This is a genomic window from Thermococcus sp. SY098, assembly GCF_035621495.1.
Lineage (GTDB): Archaea > Methanobacteriota_B > Thermococci > Thermococcales > Thermococcaceae > Thermococcus_B.
Map to the genome: position 1 here is coordinate 1,889,925 of NZ_CP141821.1, position 26,849 is coordinate 1,916,773.

The following is a 26,849-nucleotide window of genomic DNA, read 5'->3' on the forward strand; positions in this document are numbered from 1 at the left end:
TTGGAAGGGGAGGCTCATTCCTCAATGGAATTTTGAAAGGATTTCATTTTTGAACTTTTCTTCAGAGTTCACAGCTGAACACCAATTGTATTGTAAAAACAGCTCTCTTTAAAGCTCTTTTGCAGAAAAAGATTTAAAAGTTGAAGTTGATATTCAGGGGGGACAAAAATTTGAAGATAAAATAAAGCCATCACTTGTGGGCAAATATTGCCTTAACGACTCCATTTTCAATGGCATCAATTCTGACAAAGCCGAATCTCTCGAACTGCACTATGTCATCGACTTTAACATCTGCATCTTTCTCAAGCAGACCTTCCTTGACTATGAGCTCATCTCCCTCTGGAATTATAACTTCGCATTCTTTTCCTTCTGGAACCCAGTGAATCATATGCCATCTGTGTTCTCTCGCTTTCTCATATTCAATGCTGTCAAACTCTGCAACTATCTTCCCTTCGCTAACTTCAAGGAGCTTAACATTGAAGAGGTCTTTGAGCCTTATGTATTCACTCTTTTTAAGCAGCTCCAAATCATCTTTTGAAACATAAATTGGTTTTTCTGGCGTGAATTTTAGCTCTCTGTATCCTCTCTCTGGATGATCTGGATGGAGAGGAACTTTTGCGGTGAATTCTTTGTCAAAGCCTTTAATGTACATTGGAATTGGGTCGGCAACGAAGAAATAGCGGTTTGCTACTGGGTCAATCAGCTTCCTGTTTATCGCAGCCAAGTTGTCCCAGCTTATGGTTGTGTCACTCCTCTTGAGCCCGACGCTTATAATCAGTTCTCTAATTGCTTCTGGGAGAATTCCTCTTCTCCTTAAAGCTCTTATTGTTCCTAATCTTGGATCATCCCAGCCTAAGTATTTGCCCTCCTGAATTCCTTTTCTCGTTTTTGATTTGCTTAGAATTACCCCCTCAATTGACAATCTGCCGTGATGAACAGTCACTGGATACTCCCAGCCGAAATAGTTGTAAATATAGCGCTGCCTCGTCTCATTCTCGGCATGCTCCTGTCCCCTGAAGATGTGAGTTACGCCGAGATCATGGTCATCAATGGCTGATGCAAAGTTATAGAGTGGCCAAACTCTGTATTTATCTCCAGTTCTGGGATGATCTGGATTGTCAATTATTCTTAAAGCAGGCCAGTCCCTCACAGCTGGATTCGGATGGTTTAAATCGGTTTTTATTCTAACAACAGCTTCTCCTTCTTTGTAAGTACCATCAAGCATCTTCTCCCATCTTTCAAGCTGAATTTCAACAGGCTCATCACGGTGCGGACATGGCTTCCCGGCATCACGAAGCTTTCTGAATTCTTCCGGCTTGCAGGTACACACATAGGCTTTTCCCATCTTTATAAGCTCCTCAGCATACTTGTAATAAATCTCAAGCCTATCGCTGGCATAATGAATCTCATCAATCTTGAAGCCAAGCCACTTTAAATCCTCAATTATCCACTCATAAAAGATGAGCTCAGGTCTCTTCACCTTTGGATCAGTGTCGTCAAATCTCAGTATGAACTTTCCATCATACATTCTCGCATACTCGTGGCTTAAAATAGCTGCACGAGCGTTTCCTAAGTGGAAAGCCCCATCAGGGTTTGGAGCAAACCTTGTAACTACTTTGCCCTTCTCAGCTTTGGGAAGAGGAGGTAATCCTTTCTTTTCTTCATGTTTCTCTTCTTTTTTCTCAAAGAACTCCGGATAAATCTCCCTGAGCTTTGCCTCTTGCTCCTCTATGCTCATCTTGTTGACTTCTTCAACTATCTTATTCACAAGAGGGACTATCTCCCTGGCTTTTGGTCTCAGCTCCGGATGACTGCCGAGAACTTTGCCTATGACTGCCTTGGGGTTAGCTTTTCCATCGTGCTGAATTGCATTGATGAGCGCGTACTTTAAAATCAACTCTTCCATGCTATCACCTCTAAGAGAGTGAGCGTTGGGGGAGTTATAAATCTTCTGAAATCGTGCATGATAAAAATAGTGGAAGGTAGGATCATTTTCTGTGGTTATAGGAGAGTCTCAAAAATGCCAATGGAACGAGGAATACCATCGTAAATGTTGATATGGCAAATGTTGGTAATCCAGGAGATCCAGATTTCCAGAGAACATAGCCAGCACCACTGACAAATAGACCAATAGCTGTCATTATTATTCTCTTTTTGAAGGGAATCTTTGATGTATCTGGTAAGTTAAATTGTTTAAATGATGAATACCCAACAACTGCGCCAATCAGGGAGCCCTCAACTATTGAAAATGTTTCGTTGGCATATCCAATGCTTCTTGATATCACTGGAAGCAGAAGGCTTAGGATAATCCCTAATAAAGCAACTTTTGGTGTGTATTTGACTTTATTCTTTAGGTATACCCCCAGAGAAATAACTGCAACTCCCAGTACAATTCCCCCAAATATGTCCCTCCAATAGTGGACTCCCAGAACTATCCTTGAAAGCGAAATCAAGGCTATCATAGTCATGCAGAAAACTCTAAATCCAATTCCTTCCTTTGTGTAGGCAAAGTAACCAAAGACCATGCTTGAGCCTTGAGCATGTCCGCTTGGGAATCCATATCCTTCAGCTTCGACTATCCTAAGATTTTCTGGAGGTCTTGGCAGCTTGAAGAAGTTTTTAAGGAACAAATTGAGCCACATGCCAAGGATGAAGGGAATAAAGAGTGTTATTCCATATGATGAACTGTAGCCGAGATATATCACTGGGATTAAAACCATGTAAAATTTCTCGTATCCAAGGAATGTTATAGCTTTCCAAAATGCATAAACTTGGAAATGGGTAGCTAAAATAGAAGAGAGCATAAGAAAAATTGAAACTATAAGTAAGGCATTGTCGAGTTTCCTCATGTCTGTACACCTTAGAGGTGTCTCTCGAAAAACTCCAGAATTCTCTTCTTGTATTCATCCTTTGCTATGAGTATTGTCCTGACATGAGGAGCCTCTGTAACCCAAAGCTCAACGTTTGGATTGATTTTCTTGTTCCTTTCGTAGAACTCCTGAATTTCTTCAACTCTAACGAGCGGGTCTTTCTTTCCGGCTATTAGTAACAGAGGCTTCTTTACTTTCTCTGCATATTCTAATGGATGAACAACTTTTCCCCCACTTATCATTAGTGTAAATGGCTTTACAAAAATATACAGCCACTCTGGGAGCTTTGCAAAATACTTTAAACCACGTGCTCCGGTTTTATCAAGGTGCATTGGTGGAGAATCAGCAACTCCACAGCAAACTCTTTCGTCTTCAGCTAAAGCCCTTATAGTGACCATTGCACCCATTGAAAAACCTATAAGTCCGATCTTCTTGGCTTTCTCTGGGTGATTCTCCTTAAGCCAGTCAATTGCTGACACTAAGTCAATCAGCTCTTTGTCTCCAACTGTCGTGTACTTCCCTTCGCTCTTCCCATGTGCCCTGAAATCAAAGGCAAGGACATTGTATCCGGCTTTCAGCAGAATTTCCATTGTCGGCTTTATGTAGAGGTCGTTCCACTTACTTGAGGTGTAGCCGTGGAGGGGAATTACAGTTTTTTCATTCCCTTGGTCAATCCACCATGCGTGAAGCTTTAAGCCGTCTTTTGTTTGTATCGTTACTTCCTCGTAGTCGTAGCCCAAATCCTTTGGCGTCCATCCTTTAATCTCTCTCGGCGGCTTAACCATTTTGTATGCTACAAAGACTACGAAGAGGAAAAAGAGAGCTAAAAGGAGGATTAAAATTTTTATAATCATTGCTTCTCACCCGGTTCAAGGTTTTTCATGCGCCATATCATGGGCATTGCCAACAACACAAGCAATGCACCGATTGGGAATAAAATGCGGTAATTTTCACCGGCTAAGTCAACTATTGCACCGCCAATTGTTCCTGCCAAAAGCACTGGTAGTGAGCGAGTAGCTTCAAAGAATCCATAGTATCTGCCTGTGAATGCTTCTCTTTCATAGTGGGTTAGTAAATCACCAATGACCGGATAGGATGCCGCCATTAGTATTCCCCATCCTATTCCAGCCAATCCGAGGGCTATCACTATCTCTGTCTGCGTGCTTATGAACCATCCCCAGAGCTGTGGCAGGGCAAAGATTATGCCTCCAAGGATTATGCTGAGTCTCCTTCCAAGCTTGTCGTAGATTATTCCTCCGGGTAGAGCTCCAAGCAAGACTGTGATGTTAAAGAGTGCCATTAGGTATAAGCCGAGGGATGTTACTGCTTTAACGTTCTCTTCAGTGGCTGAGCCATGGAGGATAAATGCTAAGATTCCATATAGGAAGATCGCTATGAACTCAAAGCTCATCCACCAAAGGGTCTGGGCTGCATAAAACTTTAAGAAGTCCCTGTTTTCAACTATGCTCTTTAAGTACCCGATGAGACTTTCATCCTTCTCGATTTCTGGGGCTTTCGGCTCTTTAACTATGAAATAAACGAACAATGCTGCACCAATGAGAAAGACAGCAGTTATTATGAAGGGTATCTTAAGGTAAGGAGTTTGGGCCAAGGCTTTTATGCCCTCAGCTTCTCCTGTTTCAGCAACAGCTTTAGCTATTAGAAATCCGGCTAACCCAAAGAGGAAAAGGTTGCCCGCCCATTCCAAAAGTGTAATTACACCGCTCGCTTTTCCCCTCTCACCACTTTCTATTGTGTCTGGCATTAATGCCCTAAACTGTGCGGTGTAGAGATGCATTGAGAAGTAGAAGAACGCTAAGGTTAGTGCAAAACCTGCCAGTGGGGCTCCAAGTGCATAAGCAGTGTAAATCATCAGAGCTGCTATTCCTGCCAGCAATCCTCCAATCATTATGAAAGGTCTTCTCCTTCCGTGTTTTGATTTTAATGTATCGCTGTAATACCCCAAAAGTGGTGGGATTAACAACCCTATGATCCCTTCAAGGGCTAAGATAGTACCCTTGACAAATGCAGACTGGGTATAGCTGGAAAGCAATGGGAATGAAAGTCCTTTATTTAATGCCCACCCTACACTTCTACTAAACCCAAGAAGTGCTAATCCCAAGACTACCCCCCAGCTAAACTTCTTGCGTTCCATCTCAGCACCCCCTTATTGCTAAATAGGGATTAACGCTTGGAAAGTTTTATGCTTTATGGTAAACGAAGAACAAGAAAAAAGCAAAAAGAAAGTTAATCCATGTCAGGAATTAGCTCGTATATGTCCTGCGGTTTTTGTCCTACAATGTCTCCTCTCCTAACAAACTGCACTGCAATCAGTGCTAAGATAAAGAATATTGTGGCAAAGATTAGCAGCGACTGATATCCAAAGTGATCTATTGCTATTCCAGAGAGGGGAGGTGCAAATATGTTCGCTGCCATTGAGAAGAAGTAGTAGAGACCAGTGTATCCCCCAACTTTTTCTTCTGTTGTCATGTCAACGACCATTGGGAGTGAGTTTACATTCACCATTCCCCATCCAAAGCCTCCGAGAAGGAATAGCCCAGCAAACGCCTTTACTACAAAGTTTACTTCAATTTTTCCGCTTGCGGCTTGGGTTCCAAGATATAAAGCAATAAGCATTACAGCTATTATCACAAATAGTCCGAGTGTTATTGTCTTCTTTCTTCCGATTCTTCCTCCTATAAATCCTGCAGGGATTGAGAACACCATAAATCCTAAGGCAAAGAGCCCAAGCAAGAATGCCCCAGTGCTCTCCTTTATTCCGAGCTCAAACTTGGCATAGCTTGTGAAGAATGTTTCGAGGGAATTGAATGCTATGAACCACAAGAATATTGCCAGCAAGATGAATAAAAGGCTCTTTTCTTGGCTTGCAAAGACATCTTTGAGGTTCTCCTTCAGCTCCCCAAAGCTCTCGTGGCTTGTTTTCTTGAGCAGCTCCCATAAGTTGACCTTTTCCTTTGAGGGCTTTCTGTATTCCTCTGGCTCTTTTATAAAAATAACAACCAGCAAGTTGGCAGTCAGCATCATTGCGGCTCCAACATAGAAGGGCAGGGCATAGTTAATATCATAGAGAGCTTTTCCTCCGAAGTAAGCGAAGAGTGCTCCTAATCCGCCCATGAAGTTTATTATTCCGTTTGCTTGGCTTCTAAATCTTGAAGGAGTTATATCCGGCATCAGGGCAATTACTGGAGACCTAAAGACTGCCATGAAGAAGTTCATCAAGATTATCGTTCCCATCATCAAAGCCAAGTTCTTATGCGCCCTTGCAACTGGTATCAGAGCAAAGAATATTGCTGCGGATGGTGCACCGATTAAGATATATGGCATTCTTCTTCCCAATCTTGTCCTTGTTTTATCACTTAGTGCTCCAAGGTATGGGAGCATAACTATTGCAAAGACATTGTCTATAACCATTACAATTCCAATTATAAACGAGCTGAGTGCAAAATCCTTTAGAAAAATTGGCACGTATGCGTTATATAACGCCCAGATGATGCTTATCCCAAAAAATCCAAATCCCAGAATGAATATCCTCTTATAGCTGAACTTCTCGTTCATTATTGTACACCTCCTGCATTTGATGCATATTTTTGTCTAAGTGACAAGACATTTTTAAGTTTTGAGCATGTGTATTGGAACAGTGATGAGCATGCCTCAAACAATAGTCCTTGGACACAGCGGGTTTAGGAGGGTGTATCCGGAAAACACCATAATAGCCTTTGAAAAGGCAATTAAAGCTGGAGCGGATGGAATTGAGTTCGATGTTTGGCTCACAAAAGATGGAAAGCTGGTTACGCTTCATGACGGCAAATTTAGGACAAATGGTGAAGTGCACTATATTAAAGAATTGAACCTAAAGAGCCTTAGAAAATCTCATCCCCATGGCAAATTTATCCCCACCGTCGATGAGCTTTTTGAAAGGTTTCCCAACTCGATTTTCAATATTGACGTGAAGGATAAAGAAGCTGTAAAGCCTCTTTTAAAACTTGTTGAGGAGTTTGATAGTTTTGATAGGGTTATATTCTCATCTCCAAACCCTGAGACGCTCAGACTTATAAGGAAACATTCCAAAGAAGCTAAGCTTGGATTTTCTATAATCACGGAAACTGGAGTAGTCAAGGTAGCATTGCTTAAAAGAAACTTGAAGTTATATTCTCTTCACGTGCCGTTAGATGGCATCAGCTATGTCGGATTTCCTATGTTCGCTGCCCTCTTAAAGTGGGTGAGAGGATTGGGAATTAAGGTCTTTATGTGGAACTATGAAATGGATGAGCTCTTCTGGTTGCCCAGATTAAAGGGATTATATGACGGGATTATTGCAGATAATGCCGTAAAAGTGCTTAATCTTATAGAATTGGGCGTTATTTAGGCAAAAGGTTTTTAAACTGCTGAAGGTGCTTCTTTTGAGGCGATGAGTATGCCAAGCTGGGAAGAAAACAGAGTTTTGGTCCTTGGGCATAGAGGTTTCATGTCGAAATATCCCGAAAACAGCATTTTGGCATTTGTTGAGGCAATTAGTGCAGGTGCAGATGGCATTGAGCTTGATGTCTGGCTGACCAAAGATGGGAAAGCGATAATAATGCACGATGAAACCTTAGAGAGAACTGCAAAGATAAAGAAAAGGACCAAAGACGTCACCCTTGAAGAAATAAAAACAGCTGATTTAGGAATGGGACAGAGGGTTCCAACCCTTGAGGAAGTTTTTCAGGTCATTCCGGAGGATTCCCTCATTAACATTGAAATAAAGGATGTGGATGCTGCAGAAGAGAGTATTAAAATCGTTAAAAAATTTGATGCCTGCGATAGAGTTATGATTTCTTCATTCAACATCGATGCCCTCAGGAAAGTTAGAGAATACAGTAAAGATGTTAGGCTTGGTCTTTTAATTGATAATGAGCAGATAGTCCCACAGATTCCCAAGCTGAAGGAAGAGCTTAATTTATGGTCGGTAAATGCACCTATGGAAGGAATCCCGATCATTGGATTCGAGAAGTTCAAGCAAGCCTTAGCTTGGGCTAAGGGCTTGGGATTAAAGGTTGTTCTCTGGACTGAGAATGATGAGCTGTTCTACGTAGATAACAACTTAAAGCGCTTAGTGGGTCTTTTTGATGTCGTCATTGTCAACGATGTTGTGAGAATGATTGACTATTTGAAGAGTTTGGGTTTGAGATGACTTTTCTTTTGTTTCTTCATGCTTGAGTGAGCGAAGGAATTGCATATTGTAGAAGTGTGCTCCTATTCTTAGATGGTGGGAAGATGGAAATTGTGATTCATGATGATGTTCTTATACCGCTCAAGCTTCCCAGAAAAGAGATTATAAAAAGAGAGTTCGGAGCTTGCAAAAAGAGGGACTCCAAGACACTACATAGAAAAGGAACTTGGGGAAGATTTGGAGTTTGCCCGTAGTTAGCAACTCTACACCGTTAATCCACTTGGCCAAGATTGATAGACTCGACTTTTTAAAAGAATCCTTTGGGAAAAATATTTATTCCTGAAGCCGTTTATTAGAGCTTGTCCTTGAGGTAAAAGGGTCAAAAGATTCTGGGCTCATTAAAAAGCTGATTGGATTAGAGTTGTGAAAAATAAATGACGAGACCCTTAAGAAGTCTTTAATGCTTGAGCTTGATGAGGGAGAGGTAAGAACTAAGGAAAAATCTCCAACTTAAAGAAGGAGCTTGAAAAGCTCAAGAAAACCGGCTTTTGGCTGAACGATGAGCTTTACAAAAGAATTTTGGAAGAGATTGGGGAGGATTAAGTTTCCTTTGCCTTCTTCATGCCGACTTCAACGCCTTTGGCTATGGCTTCTTGGAGAATTTGCTTTTGTCTAATTTCTTCGGCAAGTCTGTTATATTTGTGCCATTTATATATTCCCCAGAATCCTACTGGATATGCAATCAAAGCTGCTATGAGTGCAAAATATGCTAATTGAGGGGATTCATACATAATTATTACATTCAAAAACAGCGTGATACCACCAATTGAAATAAGAGATCCATACAGCAACTTATCAGCAAAGTTTTTTAGTACTCTATAGTTCTCTTCATTTAAAGGCTTCGCGTCCATTAGCCAAATCGTACTAATAAATGCTGCAAAGCCACCAATAATTCCCAAAACTTTTAAAACCATTTCCCTTCTCCCTCCGGATATTTATGTATTTCCCTTCTCCCGAAGGGTTAATATATAAGCTCTGCAACATCCATAATCAGGGGTATACAATGGGGGTTAGTGAGGAGATTAAGCTTCATCTTAAGCTTGCCGAGGAAGAGCTTGCCTCAGCCAATGCGCTCCTTGAGCTTGGGTATTATAGAGATGCCATAAGCAGGGCATATTATTCCATGTTCCATGCGGCGAAGGCTCTTCTTTTAACAAAAGGTATCAATCCAAAAAAGCATTCTGGAGTTGTCAAGATGTTTGGGCTGCATTTTGTGACGGAAGGCTTTGTTGAGGAGGTTTATGCCAAGGCTTTTAACCGCGCATTTGCCTTGAGATCGAGGGCTGACTATGACATCTACTATTCCCCAGTAAGTGAAGAAGCCAGAGAAATCGTTGAGAGTGCTGAGGCATTTTTAGAGAGAATTAAGAGCGCATTGGAGATGATTGATGATGAAGAAAAAAGCTCTTGAGGCTTTTTTAGAAGAGCTGAGGGATAAGTTTGGAGATAGAATTGAGGAAATTATTGTTTTTGGCTCCTATGCAAGAGGAGACTATGACGAAGAGAGTGACATTGATGTCCTTATAGTTGGTAATGTATTGTTTGATGATGTTGTGGATATCTCAACAAAAGTGCTCCTTAAGTATGGTGAGCTTATAAGCCCAATAGTAATTAGTCCTGAAGAGTTTAGAAGGAGGAATGATTCATTCATACGAACTGTTAAGAGGGAAGGAATAAAGGTTTAGGTCTCTTTTGCCTTCTTCATGCTGATTTCAACGCCTTTAACAATTGCTTCTTCTGTATTCGCTTTTGCTAACATCTTTGGCGAGTCCACCGAAGAGTTAATATATCCCTATCCGAGAACTCTAAAGTGGTGAGAAGGATGGGTATTATTGTTGAGGCTGTTTATGAGAACGGTGTTTTTAAGCCATTAAAAAAAGTGAACATCCCCGAAAAGGCAAGAGTTAAGATTAGAATTGAGATTTTTGGCATGCTGAAAGATTGGAAAGCTGATGCGCAGGAGATAAAGGATGAGCTGAGGGAAGTGCATGGCTAAGTACTTTGCTGATACTTACGCACTGATCGAGATTTTAAAGGGTAATCCAAATTATCGGAAGTATTCTGCCGAAGAGCTCTACACCACGGAGTTTAACTTGTTAGAACTTTCTTATGCTCTTGTCAGGGATTTTGGATATGAAAAGGCAGAAGAAGTACTTAAAATTGTGAGAAGTGCAGTTAACGTTGTTTCTCCTTCTCTTTGTCATTATGTTCTTGCTTCAGATATGAGAATTAGAGAAAAGAAGAAAGGGAAAAAGCTTTCTTTAGTAGATTGTCTTGGTTATGTTGTGGCAAAGAGCTTAGGAATGAAGTTTCTAACGGGAGATAGGGAATTTAAGGAAATGGAGAATGTTGAGTTCGTAAAATAGCTAAGTTTCTTTTGCTTTCAGCCCTTTAGCCATTGACTCGCCGAGCTTTTCACCTACCTTCTCTGCGAGCTTTTCGAGCATTTCCTCCTGTTCGAAGCGCTTGAGACGGCGGTAGGTAATCACAGTTGTGATTATAAGAGTTGCAGCCGTGACGGGACTTAATATTATTGCCCAGCTGTTTGTTTGGTAAAACTCTGCAAAATACTCAGGATCTGAATACAAGAGGGTTAATCCAAGAAATAGCGCTAATAACAAGCCTAAGCTCACTCTAAAGTCGTCTTCAGCAACGTTTTTACTCGGTGGACTTCTGAAGAGTACCAGCAAAAAGCCTATAACTCCTAACATTTCCGTGAACATTAATATTAATCCTCCAATGCCTCCAACGCTTATTTCCCTTCTCCCGAAGGGTTAATATATGGGGTGAGGGCGTCAGCCCCCAATAGATGAGAAAAAAGTGGGGCAAAATGCATTACACTTAATCTTTCGGAAAACATTGAGGTAGGTATTTTGCACATCTTCTGTTTGAGGGTAGAAGTAATGTGAAGTCGTTGAGTCCACAGAGTGGTTTTGGTTGGTGTTCTCTCTTCTTTGTACCTAAAGGCGCTTATTTGAGTTGAAACACATGCAATAGCTGAGTGAGTGAAGGAAGTTTACTCAAACAGCTAAATCTTGTAGGGTAACGTACGAATTTTGATCAAACTTTCCCAAAGTTTGCTACCGAAGGATTAATATATTTCCCTCATTTATCTCTCATTTTGGTGGACATCAATGGACAAGTTTATACTTTCTCTCGATGAAGGAACTACGAGTGCAAGGGCGATAATCTTCGACAGGGAAAGTAACATCTTGGGGGTTGGGCAGTATGAGTTTCCCCAGTATTACCCAAAGCCGGGATGGGTTGAGCATAATCCTGAAGAAATCTGGAATGCCCAGATTAGGGCCATAAAAACAGCTTTAAAAAATGCCAAAATTACTCCAGAGCAGATAGCGGCAATTGGAGTAACAAATCAGAGGGAAACAACGATAATCTGGGACAAAAGTGGAAAGCCCGTTTACAACGCTATTGTCTGGCAGTGCAGAAGAACCGCGGAGATGATTGAAGACATTAAGCGAAATTATGGAGAGATGATAAAGGAAAAAACCGGTTTAGTTCCAGATGCATACTTCTCGGCATCAAAGATAAAGTGGCTCCTTGACAACGTTCCGGGTTTAAGAGAAAAAGCTCAGAAAGGGGAGGTAATGTTTGGGACAATTGACACTTTCTTGATTTACAAGCTCACAGGGAAGCATGTTACTGACTATTCAAATGCCTCAAGAACTATGCTCTTCAACATCAAGAAGCTTGAGTGGGATGAGGAGCTTTTGGAAATCTTCGGAATTCCAGATGCAATTCTGCCCGAGGTTAAGGAATCGAGTGAGATTTATGGTTATACTAAAAAAGAGCTGTTTGGTGTTGAGATTCCAGTAAGCGGAGATGCTGGGGACCAGCAGGCAGCTCTTTTCGGTCAGGCATGTTTTGATGAAGGTATGGTGAAAGCAACATATGGCACTGGGAACTTTATACTCGTCAATACAGGTGATAAAATAAAGTATTCCCAAAACCTTCTCACGACCATAGCCTGGGGATTGAATGGAAAAATCAGCTATGCCCTTGAGGGAAGCGTTTTCATAACAGGTGCAGCTGTCCAGTGGCTTAGGGATGGGTTAAAAATTATCAATAGTGCAGCTGAAACTGAGGAACTTGCATCAAAGTTGGCATCAAATGATGGGGTTTACTTTGTGCCAGCCTTTGTCGGTCTCGGTGCTCCTTACTGGGATCAGTTTGCGAGGGGTTTGATAATTGGTATAACAAGAGGCACTACAAGGGAGCACTTTGCGAGGGCTACGCTTGAGGCGATAGCATATCTCACGAAGGATGTAATAGATGAGATGGAAAAGGAAGTTCCAATCAAGGAGCTTAGGGTTGATGGGGGAGCAACCAAGAACAACTTCCTCATGCAGTTCCAAGCTGATATCTTGGGAAAGACAGTCATAAGACCTGTTGTTCAAGAGACAACCGCTTTGGGGGCTGCATATCTGGCTGGTTTGGCGGTGGACTACTGGGAAAGCTTGGAGGAAATTGGGGAACTTTGGAAAGTTGAAAAAGTGTTTGAGCCGAAGATGAGCGAGAAAGAGAGGAAAAAGCTCTACAAAGGTTGGAAAGAGGCAGTAAAGAGAGCCTTAGGGTGGGCGAGGATTCTGGGAGTCTAAATTCCAAATAGTTTAAATTTTTTAATTTTAGGACGTCGTTGAAACTATTTTCACATTTAGAGCCTGTTTGAAGCAGAAAATATTTAAATTAATTCAATCTAAACTCTAAGATCCTTAACTAAAAGCCATGGAGGGGTATTCATGAAGACAAAAGTCGCTATTATCGGTGCGGGGATTGTTGGTGCGAGCATTGCCAGAGTTCTCAGCAAGTATGAGAACCTTGAGGTTCATCTCATTGAGAAGGAAGCTGATGTTGGATGGGGAGTTAGCAAGGCAAATACAGCTTTAATCCATGGAGGTTACGACGATGACCCAGACAAATACCCAGTGAGGGCAAAGCTGTGCATAAAAGGAAATCGCTTATGGCACCAATGGGTTAAGGAGCTTGAGATTCCCCACATATGGAATGGGGCATTGATTGTTGCCCTTAAAGATGAAGACTTTGATGAGCTTGAGCGGCTGTTAGAGAGAGGACAGAGAAATGGCGTTCCAGAGATGAGGATAATTGATAGAGAGGAACTGTTTCATCTCGAACCAAATGTAAATCCAAACGCCTTGGGCGCTCTTTATGTTCCAATAGTTGGTCAGATAGGGCCAATACCAGCTGTAATTGCAATTGTTGAGAATGCTGTTGCCAACGGGGTAAAGGTTCACTTAGAGACGGAAGTTAGAGGAATAAAAGTAGAGAATGGGGAAGTTAAAGGGGTTGAGACAAACAATGGCTTCATTGAAGCTGATATTGTAATAAATGCTGCTGGTCTCTATGCTGATGAAATATCAAAGATGGCTGGAATTGATTACTTCGAAATTCACCCGAGAAAAGGTGAATACTGGATTTTTGATGAAGGAATTCCCGGCCCAAATCATGTTCTCTTTCCAACACCGACTCCAATAAGCAAAGGTGTCGTTGTTACAACTGAAATTTCTGGTCATCTAATGATTGGGCCAAACGCTCAAGATCTGCCTAAGGACTACAAGGAGAACACAAGCACGACGAGGGAGGGTCTTGAGGAAGTTTGGCAAAAAGCTCAGGAAATCTGGCCAAATTTGCCTCCGAGATGGAAGGTCATCAGGACTTTTGCTGGGTTAAGACCCGAACCAACGGGAGGGGACTTTATAATTAAGGCTGAGGAAGAGGTTCAAGGCTTCATAAATGTTGCCGGAATCAGGTCGCCTGGCTTAACTTCAGCCCCGGCAATCGGATACGAAGTTAGGGACATCATTGAGAGGGATTTGGGGATCAGGCTTGAGGAAAAGGAGAAGTGGAACCCATATCGCAGAGAAATCACTCACTTCTTCATGCTTCAGCCTAATCAAATTAATGAACTTGTAAAGAAGAACCCAGCTTATGGCAGAATCGTCTGCCGCTGTAACAAAGTTAGCGAAGGGGATGTTTTAGAGGCAGTTGAGAGGATGAAGTTCATTGGGGTTAGAACGCCAAGTGTTGATTCGGTTAAGTTCAGAACAAAAGCCACAACAGGAACTTGTCAGGGATCATTCTGTAAGGTAGTGATAATCAATCTGCTTGCTAAAGAATACGGTATTCCTCCGTGGAAGGTTACCCTCAAGGGCAAAGGCAGTGAAATTGGTATTGGGGATGTTAAAGTGCTTCTTAGGGGTGAGGCACAATGAATTCAACCATGCTCCAGTATGATGTTGTCGTTATCGGTGGTGGTCCAGCGGGTTTAGCGGCTGCCGTTAAAGCTAAAGAGTATGGATTAAGTGTTCTTCTCCTCGATGAGAACGATTATCTGGGCGGAATTTTGCCGCAGTGCATTCATCCAGGCTTTGGAATTCACTATTTCAGGGAAGAGCTTACTGGACCGGAGTTTTCCCACAGATTCGTGCAGAGGGTTGAAGATCTTAAGATTGACTACTTTGTAAAGGCAAGGGTTCTTGAGATTAAGAACTATTCAGACTTGGAAAAGGTCGTTGTATTTACATCTCCTAAGGGTGTTTTTGAGGTGTGGACTAAGGCAATCATCTATGCCACTGGAGCAAGAGAGAGGCATGCATTTGAGATTGGCATTGTTGGGGATAGAGTGGCCGGGATTTACACAGCTGGAGAAGCTCAGACGCTCATGGACATTTATGGTGTCATGCCGGGAAAAGAAGTTGTGATAGTTGGCTCTGGAGATGTTGGCTTGATAATGGCTCGCCGCTTTGCACTTGAAGGAGCAAAAGTCAAGGCAGTGATTGAGCTGATGCCCTATCCTGGGGGTTTGGCGAGAAATGTGATGATTCTGAGGGATTTCAACATTCCACTATACTTGAGCCATAAAGTTGTTGAGGTCAGAGGAAAGAAGAGGGTTGAGAAAGTCAAGGTCGTGAAGGTTGATGAAAACCTAAGGGAAATTCCAGGAACTGAGTTCTGGATTGATTGTGATACTGTTGTGATTTCAGCTGGTTTGATTCCACAAGTGAAGCTCTTAACGGAGATAGGTGTTGAAATAGACCCAACCACCGGAGGTCCTGTGGTCAATGATCTCTTAGAGACCACAGTTCCTGGAATATTTGTGGCAGGAAACTCCTTGCTGATAAATGACCTGGTGGATTATGTCGCTGAGCAAGGTGAATTAGCTGCCTATGGAGCAAAGCTGTTCATTGAAAACGGGGGAATTCCAGCTGAAAAGTGGATAAAGCTTGAAAAGGGGAACAACGTCCGCTTAGCTGTTCCTCACTACTTAAGCGGCAAGAGAGATGTTTACATTTATGCAAGAGTCAGAAAGCCAATGGAGAATGTTGTACTTAACTTTCCAGAGATTGACAAGAAGATAAGGCTGCCTGTTGTAAGGCCCGCAGAGATGCTCAGAATTAGGCTTAGGAAAGAGGAGATAGCGAAAGCTAATGACAAGATTACAATGGAGGTGGTTCAGCAATGACCGTTTATAAGTTTACGTGCATCATCTGCCCGCTTAGCTGTGATATTGAAGTGAAGGTAGAGAACGGGGAGATTAAGGAAATCAAAGGCTACACATGTCCAAGAGGAAAAGAATGGGCTATCGAGGAGATTAAAAATCCCAAACGTGTAGTTATGAGCGTAATTAAAGTCAAGAACGGCAATATGCCAACGGTTTCCGTCAAAACTACCAAGCCAATTCCGAAAACAAAGATTCCTGAACTCATGAAGCTTTTGGCAGAGATTGAAGTTGAAGCACCGATAAAAGTTGGACAGATACTTCTTGAAAATCCTCTCGGCTTGGATACAAAGATAGTTGCGACAAGGGAGGTTGAGAGGGCTTAGCCCTCCTTTTACTCCAGTGATGTTTATTTAGTCCCAACAAAATGGACAAAAGTACCTGTGCCCTTACTTCTTTATCCTTTTAAGCTCTTCGGCCCATTTTGGAGGGTTATATTCATAGGAGAATTTTATCATATAGTCTCCTGTTGCATCTATGGTTTCATTGGAATATAAGTATGTTATCTTTGCATTGCTTTTCATTTTCAGCAGCAGTGGCTTTCCGTCCTTGTCTACTAAGAGAACGCCAGCTATGCTTTCCCTCACGAGCTTCCTCATAACGTTCATGTATTCCTGAACTTCACTTGCATTGCCGGGATATGACTGCAATATGCTTGGTGTTGAAATGTATTGCCTGTATAGAACAAATTTAATCTCATACCTGTCCCCTTTTTTTGTTATCTCTGTGATGTTTGCTTTTGAGAGCAAATCCTTAACATTGAGGATTTCATCCCTGCTCTCGATAAATTTATTGAGTACTTGGTCTCTGGGTAGATCCGGATAATACTGCTCATACGCCCTGTAAATGTCATTGATTGTGAATGCCCATGCTCCACTGGTTTCCTTTCCGTTCTCATTGGTTTCCATCTTTACATAGTTTTTTGATCCGTCGAAATATTGCAGCATTTTTGTCCTTTGAAATTGACCATTGGAGTACGTTGCATTTATCTCTAACAGCTCAAAGAACTGCTTTTCTTGTCTGTTTATGCCCGAGTATATATAAACCACCCTTGTCAGCGATGGGTATCTCATTATCATCTTTTTCTCATATGTGTATGTATCAACACTGTCAATTGCCTGTAAAATTGTTTCTTTGGTTGGTGGCTTTGAACCTTGGAGGCATCCTGAAAAACTCATGATCAAAATGACTGCAACAAGCAGCCCGAGCACTTTCTTCATTTTTTCTCAACCTCATAAACCCATTCCGGAAGCTGGTATTTATAGGTGACGGTTACGTTGTATTCAACATAGCCTTCAACAGTTATATTTGTGATTAAATAAGTTTCAATAGTATGCTTCTTGATCTCAAATTTTAGAGGTAGAGATTCATTATTAACCCACACAATGCCCGTTATGTTCTCTTTAACGTTTCTTCTCAGCGTATTTATGTAATCTCGTATTGCTTCGGAATTTTCTGCATTTGTGTTCAGAAATGTTGGGGCTTTCTCGTAGTATCTGACAAGCTTAAATGTAATTTTGTACAACGCTCCGTCCTTTTCTATTGATGTAATAGTGGCATTTTCCAGTATCTTTCTCAAATGAGCAAGTGCATTTCTGGTTTTTATTGTCCTTTCAATGAACTCCTCTCTGTTTATGTTTTTGGAGTACTTGCTCATGTTTTTGTAAATTTCCTCAATTGGAATTTTTCCTGTTCCGGTGCTATTTCTTTTTGAATCTTCAACTTTGAAATAAACATATGAACCATCAAAGTACTGCCACAGCTTAAAGGTGTCATTTCCAATTGTTGTTTTGATGGACTCAAAAAATTGAAGTGATTTTCTATCTATTCCAACAACACCGTAGATATTGTAAGTAGTTCTGTTTTGAATGAGTCTTTTCTCGCTAAGCTCATAGGTATAAGCATTGATGCTATCAAGTGCACTTAGAATTGAACTCTTTGTTGGTTGTTGGGTTTGTTGGATGCAACCAGAAACAATGGCAAGTACCAACAAGCTCACTAAGATAAGAACAGCAAGTCCTTTCTTCATTTTCTCACCAAAATATATTAAACTGTAGAGTTTGATAAAACTTTTGCTGGGCAAAAGTAAAAGTTAAAGGATCTCAAACTTCTGAAGGAATATCCTAAGGTCTGTCTTAAAAGGCTCCTGAACCTTGGTTATTTCTTCTTCTAAGAGATTTCTAAATTCCCTTTCATCAGCAGCCTTTTCTTTTAGTTTGTTGACAGTTTCATTCAGCCTGTCATAGTATTCCACATAAGGTCTTGCTTCAAACAGCGCTTTTTCAATTTTCTTTTCAAGTCCCTCCATATCTCCTTCCTCCCACAAACCAGTACCACCACTGCTTTTCTAAGTCTTCCTTCTGTCCAAGCATTATAAAATATCTAATTAACGCCAAGTTCAGGAAGAGCAACATTATAACAAGTATGTAATACGACGGAACCGCTATTGCAAGGAATGCATAGTAATCCCAGATGAAATGCAGTAAAATCGCCAGTGCAAAATAGTTGGTTACGCTGTGAATTTTGCCCTCTGCTTTAAGCCCGTATCCGACGCCAACTATAGCACTCCATGTTGCGTGAGCGATTGGTGTTAGGAATGCCCTTGTTATAGTAGTTCCAACCCCATAACCGAGACCGTATAATAAATTCTCGGTAGCTGCAAAGCCCAATCCCGCAGCAACACCGTAAACAACACCGTCCATTATGCCATCCATCTGACCTGCTTTGTAGGGCCATCTGATTGCAAGAGCTTTTGCAGGTTCTTCTACAATACCTGCAGTCAAAGCCAGATAGAATGCTGTAGCTGGGAAGATAGTGTAGCCAAAATTTACCTTTCCTGGAGTCAAAATACTCTCAATTATGAAGGCGACTATAACTGAAAGCGTGCCTCCGAGTATGAATGTCCCTATCACGTATCTCTTTGGTTCCGGTTCAAATTTATCCTCGTGATAGAAGTACCATAACAACGCCAATGCCGGGGCATAGGCAAAAAAGATTATTGTACTCAGCACATCCATGCTATCACCGAATTGAGTTCTGCTTTTAAGCTCTTAAATTTTCCTGAGAACTCCTCTAAGCTGCTTCATGGTACTGAAGTTTAAGAGTTCATCTTCAATTGGCACAACAACTTCTGCATCCTCGATGTTGAATTCCAAAAGAAATGGGGAAACAATCTCCCTTAGAATGTCATTTCCATATGCCCAGGGCGTAAAAGCCGGTAGAACGATGAGTTCATCACTCAGCAAGAAGATAGGAACTTTAACCAGTGCTCCAACTTCATCCCTAAGCCTGATTGCGGGATGTTCATGTCCTATTATGAACTTGTTTCCCCCAACAAGCTTGTGTCCGTGAACTATTTTCCATCCGCTGATTTCAAGCTCATCAATAACTTCAACTCCCGATTCCTTAATCCACGCTATTCCAACATCATGATTGCCTTTGACGACAACAATCTCATTTACGAGCGGGGAAATTTCCTCAAAAAAATCCTTTAACTCGAGCTTCTCCCTTCTAAATGGGATGAAGGAATGCTTTAAATCACCGTTTATAATTAGTCTTTTTGGTCTCTCTTTTTGAAGCATAATTTTTAAGGAGCTCATCATTTCATGGAATGCTTTTGGCAGGTATGCTCCCTCTCTAGCCAAGCTTTCTTCATACCCTAAATGCAAATCGGTGATAATGATGTTGTTCCCAATTTTCAGTGCCTTATTTGGGAGAGGCTGGGGTCTCATGGTAAACAATAGATTGCTTCGATTTTTAAACCTATTGAATTTTGTTAGGTGAGCAAAACATTTTTAAGTTCGAACTCTGAATTAGTATCAGGTGGAGAATTTGGCATACATTGGGTTTGCAAGGACGAATTTTGGTCCTTATGAAACGTATGAAAGGATCCTCGAAGAACTTAGAAAAAGAGGATTCAACATTTCGTTTTCCAAGCATCATTGGATGGGGGATGCTCCGTTTGGCCTGATAATTGCAGATAGCGATAAAGGAAAAATAGCAGTTAGATGGTCGCTGGGAAAGGAGTTTGAGCTTAAACTGGAAGAAGTAAGCGATGAAGATTGGGATGAATTCATTGAAGATACCCTTGAATACCTAAGTGGAGATTAATCATTTTAACTTTCTTTCTTGCTTAATCCTCTCAATTACATCAAATAAGCTCCATAAGTCTCTAATTACATGCAAATGGGGGATTTGAGCTAAGATTTCCTCCTTTACGTATTTTGCTGTTGGTGGAAAATAATACCACACATACTCTGTGTTCTCGTCTCCTCTGCCTATAAAGCGCCAAGGTTTGTCGTCCACCCACACAAAAATTTCATCTCCATATTTTTCCCTAACCAGTGAAAATGCTTCACAGAGAGTAATGTCCCTTCCAAAGATTATAACATCATCGAAAAGATCGTAAAATCCGCCAACTTTCAAGCGGTATTCTTTCATGCCGTCTATGAAGTCTTCAGCTGAGAATGATATCACTATGTGTCCTTCTTCCTTCAACTTTTTCAAAAGTTCCTTTGCATTGTCAAGTTCTTTTGTTAGCTTTGCCCTCTCTTCAAACCACGTTCTGAAAAACTTGAACCTAAAGATAAAGGGTTGCTTAATCTTTCCACTATGTTTTCCAAATTTGGGTCTTTCAAGGTATTCCTCAATTTTTGTCAGGACTTTAGCCCAGAATTCTTTAAATGGGAGCCAGCGAAAGTGTTTTTCTAAAGCTCTTTTAAATGCTTCCTCAATTACCGAATAGCTGTCCACTAAAGTACCATCAAAGTCAAACGCAACTATCACTTTCTATCACCTGGTCAGGTATCCGTTACTCCATCCATTAAAAGTTTATCTCATATCACAAAGCATATATTCTATAGACGGGAAATATTTAGATGATCATTTAAAAAAGGTGATGCCAATGGGAAAGCAGTATCTCCCTAATCTGGCACATAAAGATGAAATGATTAAGGAGATTGGATTTGAGAGTATTGATGAGCTTTTCTCGGATGTTCCAAGAGAAGTAATGCATGAGTTCAATCTTCCAGAAGGGAAGAGCGAATACGAAGTGTTTTTAGAGATGAACCAAGTTCTCAACAAGAATAAGTCTGTCCTGGAAATGCCATCGTTTTTAGGGGCTGGGACATACTTCCACTATGTTCCAGCACACGTTAAGTACCTCATAGAGAGGAGTGAATTTCTGACAGCTTACACACCATATCAGGCAGAGATCAGTCAGGGAATGCTCCAGGCACTGTTTGAGTACCAAAGCTTGATAGCAGAGCTTGTAGGTTTGGAGATTGTAAATGCCTCGATGTACGACTGGGGGACTGCCTTAGGTGAAGCAGCATTAATGGCGGCAAGGGTTACCAAAAAGAATAAATTCGTGGTTCCAAGGCACATAAGCCCAGAGAAAAAGAGAGTCCTTGAGACATATGTAGCTGGGGCTGGAATGGAAATAGTCTACATTGACTGGAACGAGAGGGGGCAGATTGACTTAGAGAAACTCAAAGAGAATGTTGAGAATGCCGCAGGGGTTTACATTGAGATGCCCAACTTTTTCGGACTAATTGAAGAGAACATCGTTGAGGTTGGCGAAATTGCTCATGACAGCAAAGCCCTGTTTGTCGTTGGAGTTGATCCGACACTTCTTGGAATAGTTGAAGCTCCTGGCGAATTGGGTGCGGATGTTGTAATTGGTGAAGCAGCTTTCTTTGGAAACCCAATGAACTTCGGCGGTCCAAGGGCAGGAATTTTTGCGACAAGGAATGACAGGAAGCTTATCAGGCAGATGCCGGGAAGGATCATAGGCATGACAAAAGATGCCGATGGAAAGAGGGCCTTCGTAATGACACTCCAGACAAGAGAGCAGCACATTAGGAGAGCAAAGGCAACATCAAATATCTGTTCAAATGAAGCCCTTGTAGCAGTTGCAGCAGCGATACACTTAGCTTCACTTGGTCCCCAGGGTTTGAAAAAGCTTGGAGAAATAATCCTCAAAAACACCGCATACTTCAAGAAGAGAATAAGCGAAGTTGCTGAGCTGCCCTTTGATGGGATTAACTTCAAAGATGTCCTTGTGCGGTTTGAGGTGCCTTATGATGTGATTCACGAGCGTTTGTTAGGAAAGAACATTCATGGCGGTTATTACATTAAGCCGCACTTCCCAGAGCTTGGTGAGAGTGCGTTATTTGCAGTGACTGAAACAACAAGAAAAGAATGGATTGAGAAGCTTATAGTTGCGTTGAAAGAGATAATAGCCGAGGCCGAGCTGTGAGGTGATGAAAATGTACAGACAAGCTAAATGGGACGAACCTTTAATATTTGAGCTCTCAAAGCCTGGAAGGGTTGGGTTCTCACTTCCAGAACCAATTAAGGATGTTGAAGTTGATATTCCTGAAAAGCTCAAGAGAAAGAAGCTTGAGCTGCCAGAGTTGAGTGAGCCTGAGGTTGTTAGACACTACACAAGACTGAGCGAGATGAATTATGGCGTTGACAGTGGAATGTATCCTCTTGGCTCTTGTACTATGAAATACAATCCCAAGATAAATGAGGAAATTGCTGGGCATCCAAAGGTTGCATTCATACACCCATATCAAGATGAAAGAACAGTCCAAGGTGCTTTGCAAATAATGTGGGAGCTTGAACAGTGGCTTAAGGAAATCACGGGCATGGATCGCTTTACTTTGCAGCCAGCTGCTGGAGCCAACGGTGAATTTACCGGAGTCATGATCATCAGAGCTTATCATCTCGACCGCGGTGAGGTTCAGAGGAATGAGATGATTGTTCCGGACTCAGCTCATGGAACAAATCCGGCATCAGCAGCAATGGCTGGCTTCAAGGTCATTGAAATCCCATCAAATGAGCAGGGAATGGTCGATTTAGAGGCTTTGGAGAATGCTGTAGGTGAAAGAACAGCCGGATTGATGCTCACAAATCCAAACACTCTGGGGATTTTTGAGGAGGATATTTTGGAGATCGCAAAGATTGTCCATAAAGCTGGTGGACTGCTCTACTATGACGGAGCAAACTTAAACGGCATTCTTGGAAAGGTTAGACCTGGAGACATGGGCTTTGATGTTATTCACGTCAATTTGCACAAGACCTTCTCAACCCCTCACGGGGGCGGCGGACCAGGAGCTGGACCTGTTGGTGTTAAGGACTTCCTGAAGGACTACCTCCCGGTGCCGGTTGTTGAATACGACGAAGAGAACAACCGTTATTACCTTAACTACGACTTGCCGAAGAGTATTGGGAAGGTAAAGGAGTTTTACGGTAACTTTGCCGTTCTGGTTAGAGCATTGACGTATCTCAAGATAATGGGCAAGAACGGGCTTAAGGCTGTAAGTGAGATAGCTGTGCTAAATGCTAACTATCTAACGCAGAGGCTCAAGGGAACGAAGGGTTACGAGCTACCTCACAAGGAGCTTAGAAAGCACGAAGTGGTTTTCAGCGCGGAGCCTATGAAGAAAGAGACTGGAGTCAAAGCCCTTGATGTGGCCAAGAGATTGCTTGACCATGGCTTACATGCGCCGACAATTTACTTCCCACTTATTGTGCATGAGGCTTTGATGATTGAGCCCACTGAAACGGTGACCAAGGAGGATCTTGACTATTACGTTGAAGTTCTCAAGAAGATCAGCGAAGAAGCTTATACTAATCCAGAGATTGTCAAGAACGCCCCACACAACACTGCCGTTAGAAGGGTTGATGATGTCTTGGCAGCAAAGAGGCCTGTCATCACTTGGAGGATGTACAAGCAGCTTAAAGAGAAGGGAGAGATCGACATTTGAGATTTTCTTTTATTTTTTCGAAAGACTTAAATACTAATCTATCTTAGTACTAATCATGATTAGTCATTTTGTGAACAGGAAAAGGGAGCTTGAAAGACTTGAAAGGGAATGGAAAAACGTTCCATCATTTGTAGTTGTCTATGGGAGAAGGAGAATCGGGAAGACTCGTTTACTGGTGGAGTTCTCCAAAAACAAGAACACATTTTTTCACACATTTTTCGAAGGTACAAAAGAGAGCCACATTAAAGCGCTTAGAAAAGAACTTGCGGAATTCTTTAGCGATGAGATATTCCTAAGCCTGAACGATTACTACACTATTTTTAGGTATCTTGCAGACAAAATAGATGCCAAAACCCTCATTGTGCTTGATGAGTTTACATATGCTCTAAAGGGAGACAAGGAACTGGCAAGCAAGCTCCAAAGGGCTTGGGATCACCATCTAAGCAAGAAGCCCGTGATGCTTGTGGTCTCTGGCTCGTTAATCGGGATGATGCGTGATGAAGTGCTTAGCTACTCTTCGCCGCTTTACGGTAGAAGAACCGCTGGCTTCATGCTGAGACCTCTGGGTCTGTTTGACTCGCTTGAACTTTTTGAAAATTTTGAGTACGGGATTAGAACGTATATGCTCCTTGGAGGCATTCCATCGTATTTGATTGTGGCATCTAAGTACAGAAGCATCAAGGAGCTGTTAAAATGGGAGTTTCTAACTCCCGAGGGCTTCTTCTATGATGAACCGTACATTCTGCTCTCACAGGAGCTCAGAGAGCTCAAGCTTTACTTTTCCATACTCTCCGCAATTGCCGTGGGAAAAACGAGGATAAGCGAAATTGGGAATCACATTGGGGTTGAAGCAAGAAAACTCTATCCATACCTTGAGAACTTGATTAGGCTGGGATTTGTGAAAAGGGAGGTTCCAGTTATCGGAAAGAAGAACAAAGGAGTTTACAAGCTAAATGATCCGATGCTGCTGACTTGGTTTTCAATGATTTACCCACACAAGACGGAGATAGAAACGGGAGTAATCGATATTGAGAACCTTAGGGATGAGCTCAAAAAAGTCATGGCTCTGAGGTTTGAAGAGGTTGCGAAGGAGTTTTTGGTTGAGATTAACAAAAGAGAGAGACTTCCTTTCAAATTCGAGAGAATTGGAAGGTGGTGGCGTAAGGGCGAGGAGATTGATTTGATTGCCTTGAACGAGAAGGAGAGGAAGGCGCTTTTCGTGGAAGTAAAGTGGAAGGATTTAAACGAGAGAGAAGCCAAGAGAATTTTAAGGGATTTAGAGCTAAAGGCGGAGCTTGTTGGGTTGAATGGATGGGAGAAGTTTTACGGGCTGGTTGCTAAGAAAGTGGATGATAAAAAGGAGCTGAGCGAAGAGGGCTTTTCAGTTTGGGATTTGGCTGACTTCAAAAGGTTTATTTCTCTTAGGGGTGAGGTCTAAGGGGTGGTGTGATGTTCCTCAAGAAGAAGAAAAAGGAGGAAAAGCCAAAGAAGAAAACATGGGATGAAAAACTGGAAGAGTTCGCAAAGAAGTACGGACTCCCAAAGGAGAACGTTAAATACATCGCAGCCACATACCTCAACCCGTCAATCGGTTTCCTGAAGATCCTCGCTCGAGCAAGTCCCGATGGATCATACAAGAGGGTTGCTAAGGCACTCTCAGCAGAAAAGCAGCCAAGAGGATATATATTAAGGGTATCCGTGAACACCCGTACCACAAAAAAATCGTGAGATGAAGAACCCAAAAGCCGTTCATCTCCCACTGCTCCACGGCTTTCTGACGCTGGCTCTTGTTCACCATATGGGAGAGAGTTCCCCTTCTATCGGGGATGCTATTGGTGATGCGTTATACGATTGGACAGATATAGGAAAAGGCTGGGAAGAACTCAAGAAAAACCCTGAAGAATTTGCAGAATATGTTTTGAGCTACCTAGAACAAACCGGGAGCGCGCCGATAAACAGGGATGCGACAAAGAAGGTAATTGTGCAGGCAGTCCAGAAATCTGCTAAGGTACTCGACAAGATGATTCCCTCCGTAGAGAGCCTAAAGCATCTGAAGGCAACATCACACGCTGTTTCCGGAGCTGTAGATGATCCCTTCGTTGTTCTCCGGAACGCAGGCATCGACATAGAGCCAGAACTTGAGGAGTTCAGGCAGTTCCTGGCGGAGATCAGCGGGAAGAAGGTATCAAGGCAAAAAAGCTCTGAGCTTGCTTTAACTGTTCACGAGCTTCTCGGCATCCTTTATGGCTTAAAGCTCGCTGGCTATTCTGAGGAAGCCCTAAACAGTGTTAGGACTGAACTGTGGGAGAAAATTGATTTTCTCATACAGAATCCAAGTGATGAAAACTTGAAGCTCATTGGCATCTATGCCTCAGTTCTCAGATTACTTGAAAAAGGTGAAGATGCTGAGGGATTCCTTAAAAGGATTCTTTAAAAACGCTGGTGGGCCCGCGGGGCTTCGAACCCCGGACCACGCGGTTATGAGCCGCGCGCTCTGACCAGGCTGAGCTACGGGCCCACAAGAGTATTGGCGCCGCCGCCCCGACTCGAACGGGGGACCACGCGGTTAACAGCCGCGCGCTCTACCAACTAAGCTACGGCGGCACAGCCCAATGATAGAGATACGAGGATGATTTATAAAGATTACGGTGCTCTTAAATTCAGCGAAAACTTTATATATCTACCGAAACTTTTCTTCATTCGGTGCCCCGGTGGCTCAGCCTGGGAGAGCGGCGGACTTGTAATCCGCAGGTCCCGGGTTCAAATCCCGGCCGGGGCTCCAGTCTTTTGGCTTGGGGCCGTGGGGTAGCTTGGTCTATCCTGCCGGCTTTGGGAGCCGGCGACCCGAGTTCAAATCTCGGCGGCCCCACCAGTTTTAATGCCCCGGTGGCTCAGCCTGGTGGAGCGGCCGCTTGGTAAGCGGCAGGTCGCGGGTTCAAACCCCGCCCGGGGCTCCATTCTGCGGTTTCAATGAGCCTGATGATATTTAAGCCCTTAGAATGTCCATCTATGTTCATCAATGTGGGTTTTCGGCTATAAGAACCCTTCTTAAACTTTACGCAAGGAATATAAACCCTATCTCCGATTTATCTCACGAAAAGCTTATATACCCAAAGCGAAAGCTGGAGGTAGTGAGAGATTATACTTTCTAAAAATTCTAAGGGGGCAATTCTCGGTGGCGGCGAAAAAGGAGTTTAATATATTTGATCACGAATTAGTTCCTGAGCATAGAGTATTAAGCGAAGAAGAAAAGGAGGAACTGCTTAAAAAATACAGAATAAAGATTTCCCAGTTACCCCAGATAAAGGCTAAAGATCCGGCTGTTGTTGCATTAGGAGCAAAGCCGGGAGATATAATTGAAATCAAGAGAAAAAGTCCAACTGCAGGTGTTTACTATTACTATAGGATTGTTGTTGAGGATTGAATTTTTGAGGTGAGAA

32 protein-coding genes and 5 tRNA genes are annotated in these 26,849 nt (G+C 42.3%); 22 read left to right on the plus strand and 15 right to left on the minus strand.

Annotation, left to right across the window (positions count from 1 at the left end; translation table 11 throughout):
• Positions 1-190: 190 nt before the first annotated feature.
• The 5 genes from VFC49_RS10600 to VFC49_RS10620 form a co-directional block, all read right to left on the minus strand.
• The gene (locus VFC49_RS10600; protein ID WP_324735508.1) at positions 191-1,906 is read right to left on the minus strand and encodes a glutamate--tRNA ligase; all 1,716 of its coding nucleotides are present in this window, start codon (positions 1,904-1,906) and stop codon (positions 191-193) included.
• Between the two features lie 82 nt (positions 1,907-1,988).
• Positions 1,989-2,849: a phosphatase PAP2 family protein gene (locus tag VFC49_RS10605; RefSeq protein WP_324735509.1), complete on the minus strand. Its 861-nt coding sequence runs from the start codon at positions 2,847-2,849 to the stop codon at positions 1,989-1,991.
• 11 nt (positions 2,850-2,860) lie between these two features.
• Positions 2,861-3,724, minus strand: a complete 864-nt coding sequence (locus VFC49_RS10610; protein WP_324735510.1) for an alpha/beta hydrolase — start codon at positions 3,722-3,724, stop codon at positions 2,861-2,863.
• Positions 3,721-5,025 (minus strand): MFS transporter, encoded by a 1,305-nt coding sequence (locus VFC49_RS10615; RefSeq protein ID WP_324735511.1) that lies wholly within the window; start codon positions 5,023-5,025, stop codon positions 3,721-3,723. The genes VFC49_RS10610 and VFC49_RS10615 overlap by 4 nt, the downstream gene beginning before the upstream one ends.
• Before the next feature lie 92 nt (positions 5,026-5,117).
• Positions 5,118-6,446 (minus strand): SLC45 family MFS transporter, encoded by a 1,329-nt coding sequence (locus VFC49_RS10620; RefSeq protein ID WP_324735512.1) that lies wholly within the window; start codon positions 6,444-6,446, stop codon positions 5,118-5,120.
• Positions 6,447-6,531: 85 nt separating this feature from the next.
• On the opposite strand from VFC49_RS10620, the gene VFC49_RS10625 reads away from it, so the two are divergent.
• The 4 genes from VFC49_RS10625 (at position 6,532) to VFC49_RS10640 (ending at position 8,643) form a co-directional block, all read left to right on the plus strand.
• On the plus strand, positions 6,532-7,257 hold the full coding sequence (locus VFC49_RS10625) for a glycerophosphodiester phosphodiesterase family protein (protein WP_324736746.1): 726 nt from the start codon (positions 6,532-6,534) through the stop codon (positions 7,255-7,257).
• A gap of 48 nt (positions 7,258-7,305) precedes the next feature.
• Positions 7,306-8,061: a glycerophosphodiester phosphodiesterase family protein gene (locus VFC49_RS10630; RefSeq protein WP_324736747.1), complete on the plus strand. Its 756-nt coding sequence runs from the start codon at positions 7,306-7,308 to the stop codon at positions 8,059-8,061.
• A gap of 83 nt (positions 8,062-8,144) precedes the next feature.
• Positions 8,145-8,294: a hypothetical protein gene (locus VFC49_RS10635; RefSeq protein WP_324735513.1), complete on the plus strand. Its 150-nt coding sequence runs from the start codon at positions 8,145-8,147 to the stop codon at positions 8,292-8,294.
• Positions 8,295-8,541: 247 nt separating this feature from the next.
• Positions 8,542-8,643: a DUF3368 domain-containing protein gene (locus tag VFC49_RS10640; protein WP_324736748.1), complete on the plus strand. Its 102-nt coding sequence runs from the start codon at positions 8,542-8,544 to the stop codon at positions 8,641-8,643.
• Here VFC49_RS10640 and VFC49_RS10645 read toward each other — a convergent pair.
• Entirely contained in the window at positions 8,640-9,014 is a 375-nt protein-coding gene (locus tag VFC49_RS10645) for a hypothetical protein (protein WP_324735514.1), read from the minus strand. The two genes, VFC49_RS10640 and VFC49_RS10645, sit on opposite strands and share 4 nt — an antisense overlap.
• A gap of 89 nt (positions 9,015-9,103) precedes the next feature.
• Here VFC49_RS10645 and VFC49_RS10650 point away from each other — a divergent pair, with 89 nt between their 5' ends.
• From VFC49_RS10650 to VFC49_RS10665, 4 genes are all read left to right on the plus strand, one after another.
• Positions 9,104-9,511: a HEPN domain-containing protein gene (locus tag VFC49_RS10650; RefSeq protein WP_324735515.1), complete on the plus strand. Its 408-nt coding sequence runs from the start codon at positions 9,104-9,106 to the stop codon at positions 9,509-9,511.
• Positions 9,489-9,785: a nucleotidyltransferase domain-containing protein gene (locus tag VFC49_RS10655; RefSeq protein ID WP_324735516.1), complete on the plus strand. Its 297-nt coding sequence runs from the start codon at positions 9,489-9,491 to the stop codon at positions 9,783-9,785. The genes VFC49_RS10650 and VFC49_RS10655 overlap by 23 nt, the downstream gene beginning before the upstream one ends.
• 137 nt (positions 9,786-9,922) lie before the next feature.
• Entirely contained in the window at positions 9,923-10,096 is a 174-nt protein-coding gene (locus tag VFC49_RS10660; RefSeq protein WP_324735517.1) for an antitoxin family protein, read from the plus strand.
• Entirely contained in the window at positions 10,089-10,466 is a 378-nt protein-coding gene (locus VFC49_RS10665; protein WP_324735518.1) for a PIN domain-containing protein, read from the plus strand. The genes VFC49_RS10660 and VFC49_RS10665 overlap by 8 nt, the downstream gene beginning before the upstream one ends.
• Here VFC49_RS10665 and VFC49_RS10670 read toward each other — a convergent pair whose 3' ends face one another.
• Positions 10,467-10,823 (minus strand): hypothetical protein, encoded by a 357-nt coding sequence (locus VFC49_RS10670; protein WP_324735519.1) that lies wholly within the window; start codon positions 10,821-10,823, stop codon positions 10,467-10,469. It lies immediately after the preceding gene.
• Between the two features lie 411 nt (positions 10,824-11,234).
• Between VFC49_RS10670 and glpK the strand changes: the two genes are divergently transcribed.
• The 4 genes from glpK to VFC49_RS10690 all read left to right on the plus strand — a co-directional run bounded on the left by glpK (position 11,235) and on the right by VFC49_RS10690 (position 15,960).
• The gene (gene glpK / locus VFC49_RS10675; protein ID WP_324735520.1) at positions 11,235-12,716 is read left to right on the plus strand and encodes a glycerol kinase GlpK; all 1,482 of its coding nucleotides are present in this window, start codon (positions 11,235-11,237) and stop codon (positions 12,714-12,716) included.
• A gap of 141 nt (positions 12,717-12,857) precedes the next feature.
• Positions 12,858-14,348: an NAD(P)/FAD-dependent oxidoreductase gene (locus tag VFC49_RS10680; RefSeq protein ID WP_324735521.1), complete on the plus strand. Its 1,491-nt coding sequence runs from the start codon at positions 12,858-12,860 to the stop codon at positions 14,346-14,348.
• The gene (locus tag VFC49_RS10685; RefSeq protein WP_324735522.1) at positions 14,345-15,598 is read left to right on the plus strand and encodes an NAD(P)/FAD-dependent oxidoreductase; all 1,254 of its coding nucleotides are present in this window, start codon (positions 14,345-14,347) and stop codon (positions 15,596-15,598) included. The genes VFC49_RS10680 and VFC49_RS10685 overlap by 4 nt, the downstream gene beginning before the upstream one ends.
• The gene (locus VFC49_RS10690) at positions 15,595-15,960 is read left to right on the plus strand and encodes a DUF1667 domain-containing protein (RefSeq protein ID WP_324735523.1); all 366 of its coding nucleotides are present in this window, start codon (positions 15,595-15,597) and stop codon (positions 15,958-15,960) included. Before VFC49_RS10685 ends, VFC49_RS10690 begins: the two co-directional genes overlap by 4 nt.
• A gap of 63 nt (positions 15,961-16,023) precedes the next feature.
• Here the strand turns inward: VFC49_RS10690 and VFC49_RS10695 are convergent, their stop codons facing one another.
• The 5 genes from VFC49_RS10695 to VFC49_RS10715 all read right to left on the minus strand — a co-directional run bounded on the left by VFC49_RS10695 (position 16,024) and on the right by VFC49_RS10715 (position 19,365).
• A complete protein-coding gene (locus VFC49_RS10695) occupies positions 16,024-16,854 on the minus strand; it encodes a hypothetical protein (protein ID WP_324735524.1) in 831 nt (276 codons plus the stop codon).
• The gene (locus tag VFC49_RS10700; RefSeq protein WP_324735525.1) at positions 16,851-17,663 is read right to left on the minus strand and encodes a hypothetical protein; all 813 of its coding nucleotides are present in this window, start codon (positions 17,661-17,663) and stop codon (positions 16,851-16,853) included. Before VFC49_RS10700 ends, VFC49_RS10695 begins: the two co-directional genes overlap by 4 nt.
• Before the next feature lie 63 nt (positions 17,664-17,726).
• Positions 17,727-17,942 carry a hypothetical protein gene (locus tag VFC49_RS10705; protein WP_324735526.1) on the minus strand — a complete coding sequence of 72 codons (216 nt, stop codon included), beginning with the start codon at positions 17,940-17,942 and terminating at the stop codon, positions 17,727-17,729.
• Positions 17,929-18,651, minus strand: coding sequence for a PrsW family intramembrane metalloprotease (locus tag VFC49_RS10710; protein WP_324735527.1), 723 nt, complete (start codon positions 18,649-18,651; stop codon positions 17,929-17,931). Before VFC49_RS10710 ends, VFC49_RS10705 begins: the two co-directional genes overlap by 14 nt.
• Positions 18,652-18,684: 33 nt before the next feature.
• A complete protein-coding gene (locus VFC49_RS10715) occupies positions 18,685-19,365 on the minus strand; it encodes a metallophosphoesterase (RefSeq protein WP_324735528.1) in 681 nt (226 codons plus the stop codon).
• Between the two features lie 100 nt (positions 19,366-19,465).
• Here VFC49_RS10715 and VFC49_RS10720 point away from each other — a divergent pair, with 100 nt between their 5' ends.
• A complete protein-coding gene (locus VFC49_RS10720) occupies positions 19,466-19,744 on the plus strand; it encodes a hypothetical protein (RefSeq protein ID WP_324736749.1) in 279 nt (92 codons plus the stop codon).
• Here VFC49_RS10720 and VFC49_RS10725 read toward each other — a convergent pair whose 3' ends face one another.
• The gene (locus VFC49_RS10725) at positions 19,745-20,419 is read right to left on the minus strand and encodes an HAD family hydrolase (protein WP_324735529.1); all 675 of its coding nucleotides are present in this window, start codon (positions 20,417-20,419) and stop codon (positions 19,745-19,747) included.
• A 118-nt stretch (positions 20,420-20,537) separates the two neighbouring features.
• Between VFC49_RS10725 and gcvPA the strand changes: the two genes are divergently transcribed.
• From gcvPA to VFC49_RS10750, 5 genes are read left to right on the plus strand one after another with little or no spacing between them, the layout of a single operon-like run.
• The gene (gene gcvPA, locus VFC49_RS10730) at positions 20,538-21,893 is read left to right on the plus strand and encodes an aminomethyl-transferring glycine dehydrogenase subunit GcvPA (RefSeq protein ID WP_324736750.1); all 1,356 of its coding nucleotides are present in this window, start codon (positions 20,538-20,540) and stop codon (positions 21,891-21,893) included.
• A 10-nt stretch (positions 21,894-21,903) separates the two neighbouring features.
• Positions 21,904-23,409 carry an aminomethyl-transferring glycine dehydrogenase subunit GcvPB gene (gene gcvPB / locus VFC49_RS10735; RefSeq protein WP_324736751.1) on the plus strand — a complete coding sequence of 502 codons (1,506 nt, stop codon included), beginning with the start codon at positions 21,904-21,906 and terminating at the stop codon, positions 23,407-23,409.
• Between the two features lie 55 nt (positions 23,410-23,464).
• The gene (locus VFC49_RS10740) at positions 23,465-24,847 is read left to right on the plus strand and encodes an ATP-binding protein (protein WP_324735530.1); all 1,383 of its coding nucleotides are present in this window, start codon (positions 23,465-23,467) and stop codon (positions 24,845-24,847) included.
• An 11-nt stretch (positions 24,848-24,858) separates the two neighbouring features.
• The gene (locus VFC49_RS10745; protein ID WP_324735531.1) at positions 24,859-25,137 is read left to right on the plus strand and encodes a hypothetical protein; all 279 of its coding nucleotides are present in this window, start codon (positions 24,859-24,861) and stop codon (positions 25,135-25,137) included.
• A gap of 1 nt (position 25,138) precedes the next feature.
• Positions 25,139-25,843, plus strand: a complete 705-nt coding sequence (locus tag VFC49_RS10750) for a hypothetical protein (protein WP_324735532.1) — start codon at positions 25,139-25,141, stop codon at positions 25,841-25,843.
• A gap of 6 nt (positions 25,844-25,849) precedes the next feature.
• Here the strand turns inward: VFC49_RS10750 and VFC49_RS10755 are convergent.
• A tRNA-Ile gene (locus VFC49_RS10755) sits at positions 25,850-25,927 on the minus strand.
• Positions 25,928-25,937: 10 nt separating this feature from the next.
• Positions 25,938-26,013: transfer RNA gene (locus VFC49_RS10760), tRNA-Asn, on the minus strand.
• A gap of 101 nt (positions 26,014-26,114) precedes the next feature.
• Here VFC49_RS10760 and VFC49_RS10765 point away from each other — a divergent pair.
• From VFC49_RS10765 to VFC49_RS10780, 4 genes are all read left to right on the plus strand, one after another.
• A tRNA-Thr gene (locus VFC49_RS10765) sits at positions 26,115-26,191 on the plus strand.
• 12 nt (positions 26,192-26,203) lie between these two features.
• Positions 26,204-26,281 (plus strand) — tRNA-Pro (locus tag VFC49_RS10770).
• An 8-nt stretch (positions 26,282-26,289) separates the two neighbouring features.
• Positions 26,290-26,366, plus strand: a tRNA-Thr gene (locus VFC49_RS10775).
• A 218-nt stretch (positions 26,367-26,584) separates the two neighbouring features.
• Positions 26,585-26,833: a DNA-directed RNA polymerase subunit H gene (locus tag VFC49_RS10780; protein ID WP_013466515.1), complete on the plus strand. Its 249-nt coding sequence runs from the start codon at positions 26,585-26,587 to the stop codon at positions 26,831-26,833.
• The last annotated feature ends 16 nt before the right edge of the window (positions 26,834-26,849 follow it).